Below are 6,871 nucleotides of genomic sequence, written 5' to 3' on the forward strand. Positions count from 1 at the left end.
GGGCGGCAAGGACATCGCCGAGGCGGACGCCGCCAGCCACGTGTTCGGCTATGCCCTCGGCCTCGACATGACGCGCCGCGACTTGCAGAACGAATCCAAGAAAACCGGCCGCCCATGGGAAACCGGCAAGGCCTTCGACAAGTCCGCCCCCATCGGCCCGATTGTGCCGGTGTCCGCCATCGGCCATCCGGAGAAGGGCGCGGTGACGCTGTCCGTCAATGGCGTCGAGAAGCAGCGCGGCGATCTTTCGGACCTGATCTGGTCGGTGCCCGAGATGGTGTCTTATCTCTCCAGGCTGTTTGAGCTGCAGCCCGGCGACCTGATCTATAGCGGCACGCCAGAAGGCGTGGGCCCGGTGGTGAAGGGCGACATCATGCAGTGCAAGATCGAAGGCGTGGGCGAACTGACCGTCAAGGTGGTCTGAGCCTATGTTCAAGCTCTACAGCTACTTTCGCAGCTCGGCGTCGTACCGGGTGCGCATCGCGCTGCGGCTCAAGGGCCTGCCTTATGAGTATGTGCCGGTGCATCTGTTGCGCGACGGCGGCCAGCAACTGCTGCCGGCCTACCGCTCGCTCAATCCCGATGCGCTGGTGCCGACCCTGGTCGACGATGACCAGGTATTGATCCAGTCGGTGGCGATGGTCGAGTACCTCGACGAGACGCATCCCGAGCCGCCCTTGCTGCCGGGCACCGCGCTGGATCGTGCCTACATTCGCGCGGTGGCGCTTGAGGTCGCGTGCGAAATTCATCCGCTGAACAACCTGCGCGTGCTGAAGTACCTCAAGCACACGCTGGGCGTGGCGGAGGAAGCCAAGGACGCCTGGTACCGCCACTGGGTCGAACTGGGTTTCGAGTCGGTGAATACCAACCTGGTGCGCTCGGGCAAGGCAGGGCGTTTCTGCTTCGGCGATACGCCGACGCTGGCCGATATCTGCCTGGTGCCGCAGGTGTTCAACGCGCAGCGTTTCAATATCGATGTTGGCCGCTATCCGGCGATTGCCAAGGTGTTCGAGTCTTGCATGGCGCTGCCCGCGTTCCAGCAGGCCGAGCCCAAGGCGCAGCCGGACGCCGAGTAAGCCTGGCGCGCAGGTCCGGCGCTGGCAGGCGTAAAGAAAAAGCCCCGCAAGCAGTTGCGGGGCTTTTCGTTGCCGCCGCGTTCAGCCCAGCAGCGCTTCGGCAAATTCATCGGCATTGAAGGGCTGGAGGTCTTCGACCTTTTCGCCCACGCCGATGAAGTAGACCGGCACCGGCCGCTGGCGCGCGATCGCGGCCAGGATGCCGCCCTTGGCGGTGCCGTCGAGCTTGGTCACGATCAGCCCGGTCAGCCCCAGCGCATCGTCGAAGGCCTTGACCTGGGACAGCGCGTTCTGGCCCGTATTGGCATCGATCACCAGCAGCGACTCGTGGGGCGCGGTCGGCATCGCCTTGGCGATGACGCGCTTGACCTTCTTCAGCTCCTCCATCAGATGCAACTGCGTGGGCAGGCGGCCCGCGGTATCGGCCATCACGATATCGATGCCGCGTGCGCGCGCCGCGTTGACCGCGTCGAAGATCACCGCGGCCGGGTCGCCGCTCTCCTGCGAGACCACGGTCACATTGTTGCGCTCGCCCCAGATCGTCAATTGCTCGCGCGCGGCGGCGCGGAAGGTGTCGCCGGCCGCCAGCAGCACGGACTGGTGATAGCTCTGGAAGTGCTTGCACAGCTTGCCGATGCTGGTGGTCTTGCCGGCGCCGTTGACACCGGCGATCATCATCACCATCGGTTGCTCGCGGCCCAGCACCATGGTTTTCTCGAGCGGGCGCAGCAGGTCGGCCAGCAGTTCGCGCAGTGCGATCTTGACGCCCTCGGAGGTCTCGATGCGTTCGTTCTTGACGCGGCGGCGCAGCGCGCTCAGCAGGTGTTCGGTTGCCTCGACGCCCGTGTCCGCCATGATCAGGGCCGTTTCCAGCTCCTCGAACAGGTCTTCGTCCACCTTGACGCCGACAAACAGCGTGCCCAGGTTGCGGCTGGTTTTGGACAGGCCGGTGCGCAGGCGCTGCATCCAGCCGCGCTTGGCCTCGGCGGTGGCGGCCGGTGGCGGTGTCAGGACCATATCCCCGATAGCGGCATGGGCAGGCGGGACGACGGGTGAGAAAACCGGTTGGGCGGCCGGCGCGCTGACGGCCGGCGCGTGCGCTGACGGGGCTGGAGGGGCGGCGGCCGGGCCGGGTACAGCAGCGGGAACCGGGGCTGACGCACCGGCGGGCGCTGGTGCGGGCGCTGCAACGGGCGCGGGGACCTGCGCCTCGGGTGGCGCGCTGGCCGGTTCGGCCTTGCGCTTCTTCCAGAAACTAAACATTGGGAAAGGGGTCAATACCCCGGTAGAATCAATCGCCAAAATTCTAGCAGACGGGGTCGCATGAACCATTGTGCTGTCAGGTCCAGGTCGGGCGCCGCCCGTACCGCATCGCCTCTTGCCGGCGCCGGCGCTATTCGCCCGGCCGCTTTCTCCCGGCGCCTTATTCCCACCCTCCTGTTGATCGCCATGCCCTGGTTCGGCGCCGCTTACGCGCAGACCGGCGTGGTGGCGCCGCCGCTGTCCACCGGACAGGCCGCCGCGTCCCAAAACGCCGCGGCGGAGGCCAATACCACCGAATTCAAGCTGTCCAACGGCATGCGGGTCATCGTCAAGGAAGATCACCGCGCGCCCACCGTAGCACACCAGATCTGGTACCGCGCGGGCGGCATGGACGAGGTCAGCGGCACCACTGGCGTGGCGCACATGCTTGAACACATGATGTTCAAGGGTACACCAAAGGTCGGGCCGGGGGAGTTTTCCAAGCAGATAGCGGCGTTGGGTGGGCGCGAGAACGCACTGACCAACCGCGACTTCACCCTGTACTACCAGCAGATCAGCAAACAGTATCTGCCCAGGATGATGGAGCTCGAGGCCGACCGCATGGCCAATCTCATCATCAAGAAGGATGAGTTCGAGCGGGAGATGAAGGTCGTGATGGARGAGCGSCGCCTGCGCACCGACGACTCCSCGCGCGGCACCGTCTACGAGCAGYTRCTGGCCACCGTGTTCACGGCGGCGCCCTACCGCCATCCCGTGATCGGCTGGCCGGCTGACCTCGTCAACATGCGCGTCGAGGACGTGCAGGCCTGGTACAAGAACTGGTACGTGCCCGACAACGCCCTGCTCGTCGTTACCGGCGACGTCACGGCGGCCGAGGTCAGGACGCTTGCTGAACGCATCTACGGCAAGCTCAAGGCGCGTCCCCTGCCGTTGCGCAAGGACCAGCTGGAGCCGGTGCAGAAGGGCATCAAGCGGATCTGGGTCAAGGCTCCCGCGGAGAACCCGTACATCGTGATGGCGTACAAGGTGCCGCGCCTGCACGATGTCGAGAAGGACGTCGATCCCTACGCGCTGGAGGTCCTGTCGGCCGTGCTGAACGGCTACGACAATGCCCGCCTGACGCGAGACCTGGTGCGCGAGCGCCGCATTGCCGACGACGTCAACGTGGGCTACGACAGCATCAATCGCGGCGAGTCCATCATGGTGCTCGATGGCACGCCGGCCAATGGCCACACCACCGAGGAGATCGAGCGCGCGCTGCGCGACGAGATCGCCCGCATCGCCCGCGAAGGGGTTTCGCCTGAAGAACTCAAGCGCGTCAAGGCGCAGGTCGTGGCGGCGCAGATCTACAAGCGCGACTCGGTGTTCGGCCAGGGCATGGAAATCGGCGTGGCCGAGATTTCAGGCATTTCCTGGCGCAAGCTCGACCGCATGCTGGAGAAGGTCAAGGAAGTCACGCCTGCGCAGGTGCAAGCGGTGGCCGGCAAGTACTTCAACGACGATAACCTGACCGTGGCGACCCTGCTGCCGCAACCCATCGACCCGAACAAGCCAAAGGCACCGGTTGACGCCGGCTCGCTCCGCTAAAGCCTTTCAGAGGACCGACGATGTCTCTCTTTGCCCCGACGATCCCGTCGCCGCGCGTGCTGCGCCGTATCGCAGGCGCTGCCTTCGGCGCGCTTGCCCTGATCGCTTCGCAGGCCGCGCTGGCTGCCATCCCGATCGAACAATGGACCACCTCTACCGGCGCCCGCGTGTATTTCGTGCGCAGCCCGTCCATCCCCATGCTCGACGTCAATATCGATTTCGACGCCGGCAGCCGCTATGACCCGCCGGGCAAGGCCGGCCTTGCCACGCTCGCGTCAGCCCTGCTCGACAAGGGCGCCGCCGCGCAGGACGGCCAGCCAGCGCGCAACGAAGCGCAGGTTGCCGACGCCTTCGCCGACACGGGCGCCGATTTCGGCGGTGCCGCCAGCAGCGATCGGGGCGGTATCGGCCTGCGCACGCTGACCTCCGAGCCGGAGCTCAGCCAGTCGCTTGCGCTGGCTGGTCAGTTGATCAAGGCCCCGGCCTACCCGGACACCGTGGTGGCGCGCGAGAAGCAACGCCTGATCACGGCGATCCGCGAGGCTGACACCAAGCCGGGGGTGATTGCCGACAAGATGGTGTCGAAGGCGATCTATCCCGCCCATCCGTATGGCGTTTCGCCGACCGCGGCGTCGGTCGAATCGATCACACGGGCCGATATCGAGCGTTTCTGGCGGGACAATTACGCGCCATCGCGTGCTGTCGTGACGCTGATCGGCGCCATCGACCGCAAGCAGGCCGAGACCATCGCCGAGCAGCTAACCCGCGGCCTGCCCGCGGGAGCCACGCCGCCTGCGATGCCGCCCGTGCAGCCAACGATCCCGGCTAGCGAGCAGCGAGTGCCGCATCCGGCGCAACAGGCCACCGTGGCGATTGGCCAGCCCGCCATCGCGCGTGGCGATCCCGATTACTTCGCCCTGCTGGTAGGCAACTACGTCCTCGGCGGCGGTGGGTTCAGCTCGCGCCTGACCGATGAGGTACGGGAGAAGCGCGGCCTGACCTATGGTGTCGACAGCTACTTCGCCCCGGCCAAGCAGGCAGGGCCCTTCGGCATCGGCCTGCAAACCAAGAAGGCGCAGACCAACGAGGCATTGGCCCTGGTGCGCAAGGTGCTGGCGCAATACGTGGCGGAAGGCCCCACCGACGCCGAACTGAAGGCCGCCAAGGACAATCTCATCAATGGCTTCCCGCTGCGCATCGACAGCAACCGCAAGCTGCTGACCAATGTGGCCAATATCGGCTGGTACAGGTTGCCGCTGGACTACCTCGATACCTGGACCAGGCAGATCGGCAAGATCACGCGAGCCCAGGTCAAGGAAGCCTTCCAGCGTCACGTGCGTCCCGACGCCATGGCGACTGTGATCGTGGGCGGGCCGGAATGAGGGCGTGAGTGGTGCGGGCGCTTCGGTCCCTGGCGCTCGCGCGATCTGACCCGCAGGCTCTACAATCACGGCATGAATTCGCGTACCCGATCTCCCTCGCCCGCTGCCAGCGGGCGAAACTCTTCCCCCTCGCCGCGGCAGGCACCCGCGCAGGTCCGCATCATCGGCGGCAAGTGGAAGCGCACGCCGCTGCCCGTACTCCACGCCGAAGGGCTGCGTCCCACGCCCGACCGCGTGCGTGAAACTCTGTTTAACTGGCTCGGCCAGGACATGTCGGGGCTGGCCTGCCTCGACCTGTTTGCGGGTTCTGGGGCACTTGGCTTCGAAGCCGCTTCGCGCGGTGCGCGGCAGGTCACAATGGTGGAGGCCAACCCGCGCGTGGCCAAGCAATTGCGCGACAACCAGTATCGCCTCGACGCCCAGCAGATCCGGGTTGTGCAGGGTGATGCATTTGCTACGGCGGCGCAGATGCCGTCAGCGAGCTTCGACGTGGTTTTTCTCGATCCGCCGTTTGCCGAGGATTGGCTGGGCCCTGCGCTGGAGCATGCGGCACGGCTGTCGCGGCCGGGCGGTGCCGTCTATGTGGAAACCGATCGTGCGTTGACCGGCCCGGATGCCCCAGTGCCGGCGGCGCTGGAGATCGTGCGGCATGCCCGCGCGGGCGCGGTGCATTTCCATTTGCTGCAGCACAGGAATAATCGATTCGGGGGCGCGGACGCGGCATGACCGGCCATCGCACGCTAGATGCGGCACTGCCGCGAAAGCGTGTTGCAATGGCTTCCAAGTACCGCGTTTAGAGTTACACTACGCCGCTGTTGCCAACGCTCGTCACGCAGCCTTGGCCCCAGCCCTCAACCATAGCGGGCGGGGTCGATCGGTCCAGGACCGGCAGCGGGCAGAATAAGGAGGAAGCATGGTCGTCGCGGTCTATCCCGGCACTTTCGACCCAATGACCCGGGGCCACGAGGATCTGGTGCGCAGAGCGTCCAATATCTTCGATGAACTCGTGGTCGGCGTGGCGTATAGCCCCAACAAGCGCCCATTCTTTTCGCTGGAAGAGCGCATAGGCATCGCTCGCGAAGTCCTGGGACACTATCCCAATGTGCGAGTCGAAGGTTTCTCCGGCCTGCTCAAGGATTTCGTGCGCAAGAACAATGCGCGGGTGATCGTGCGGGGTTTGCGTGCCGTCTCCGATTTCGAGTATGAGTTCCAGATGGCGGGCATGAACCGCTACCTGCTGCCGGACGTGGAAACCATGTTCCTGACGCCCTCGGACCAATACCAGTTCATCTCGGGCACGTTCGTGCGCGAGATCGCGGTGCTGGGCGGCGATGTCAGCAAGTTCGTATTCCCGTCGGTCGAGCGCTGGCTTCAGGAGAAGATTGCCAAACCGGAATAAAATAGAGCTTCGGGACATGTCGGCCGCGGCCAGTCGGGCGCGGGCATGTCTGGCTTAAAGGAAACACCATGGCACTGATGATCACCGACGACTGCATCAACTGCGACGTTTGTGAGCCCGAGTGCCCAAACGAAGCTATTTCGATGGGGCCCGAGATCTATGAG

Annotated in this window: 7 protein-coding genes and 1 pseudogene; 7 read left to right on the plus strand and 1 reads right to left on the minus strand. The window is 65.3% G+C overall.

Annotated elements, in window-relative coordinates; genetic code table 11:
- Positions 1–424, plus strand: a 424-nt coding sequence (locus tag AC1DKD_RS37540; protein WP_477144442.1) for a fumarylacetoacetate hydrolase family protein, incomplete at its 5' end; no start/stop codon positions are given.
- A 4-nt stretch (positions 425–428) separates the two neighbouring features.
- Positions 429–1,076 carry a maleylacetoacetate isomerase gene (gene maiA, locus AC1DKD_RS37545; RefSeq protein ID WP_441626997.1) on the plus strand — a complete coding sequence of 216 codons (648 nt, stop codon included), beginning with the start codon at positions 429–431 and terminating at the stop codon, positions 1,074–1,076.
- Between the two features lie 81 nt (positions 1,077–1,157).
- Here the strand turns inward: maiA and ftsY are convergent, their stop codons facing one another.
- Entirely contained in the window at positions 1,158–2,339 is a 1,182-nt protein-coding gene (ftsY, locus tag AC1DKD_RS37550) for a signal recognition particle-docking protein FtsY (protein ID WP_441626999.1), read from the minus strand.
- 60 nt (positions 2,340–2,399) lie between these two features.
- Between ftsY and AC1DKD_RS37555 the strand changes: the two genes are divergently transcribed.
- The 5 genes and pseudogenes from AC1DKD_RS37555 to AC1DKD_RS37575 form a co-directional block, all read left to right on the plus strand.
- Positions 2,400–3,926, plus strand: a complete 1,527-nt coding sequence (locus tag AC1DKD_RS37555) for a M16 family metallopeptidase (RefSeq protein ID WP_477144443.1) — start codon at positions 2,400–2,402, stop codon at positions 3,924–3,926.
- A gap of 20 nt (positions 3,927–3,946) precedes the next feature.
- The gene (locus tag AC1DKD_RS37560) at positions 3,947–5,308 is read left to right on the plus strand and encodes a M16 family metallopeptidase (RefSeq protein WP_441627003.1); all 1,362 of its coding nucleotides are present in this window, start codon (positions 3,947–3,949) and stop codon (positions 5,306–5,308) included.
- A 72-nt stretch (positions 5,309–5,380) separates the two neighbouring features.
- Complete coding sequence (rsmD, locus tag AC1DKD_RS37565) at positions 5,381–6,034, plus strand: 16S rRNA (guanine(966)-N(2))-methyltransferase RsmD (RefSeq protein WP_441627005.1); 654 nt, start codon at positions 5,381–5,383, stop codon at positions 6,032–6,034.
- 187 nt (positions 6,035–6,221) lie between these two features.
- Complete coding sequence (gene coaD, locus AC1DKD_RS37570; RefSeq protein ID WP_035861092.1) at positions 6,222–6,707, plus strand: pantetheine-phosphate adenylyltransferase; 486 nt, start codon at positions 6,222–6,224, stop codon at positions 6,705–6,707.
- Positions 6,708–6,757: 50 nt separating this feature from the next.
- Positions 6,758–6,871 (plus strand): annotated as a pseudogene (locus AC1DKD_RS37575) (4Fe-4S binding protein); the annotation flags it as partial.

The sequence above is a fragment of the Cupriavidus sp. 05T313 genome, from assembly GCF_056396665.1.

Bases quoted from the DNA above. Each gene is read 5' to 3' on its own strand.
- ftsY (WP_441626999.1), bottom strand. From the start codon at position 2,339: ATGTTTAGTTTCTGGAAGAAGCGCAAGGCCGAACCGGCCAGCGCGCCA.
- AC1DKD_RS37560 (WP_441627003.1), top strand. From the start codon at position 3,947: ATGTCTCTCTTTGCCCCGACGATCCCGTCGCCGCGCGTGCTGCGCCGT.
- maiA (WP_441626997.1), top strand. From the start codon at position 429: ATGTTCAAGCTCTACAGCTACTTTCGCAGCTCGGCGTCGTACCGGGTG.
- rsmD (WP_441627005.1), top strand. From the start codon at position 5,381: ATGAATTCGCGTACCCGATCTCCCTCGCCCGCTGCCAGCGGGCGAAAC.
- coaD (WP_035861092.1), top strand. From the start codon at position 6,222: ATGGTCGTCGCGGTCTATCCCGGCACTTTCGACCCAATGACCCGGGGC.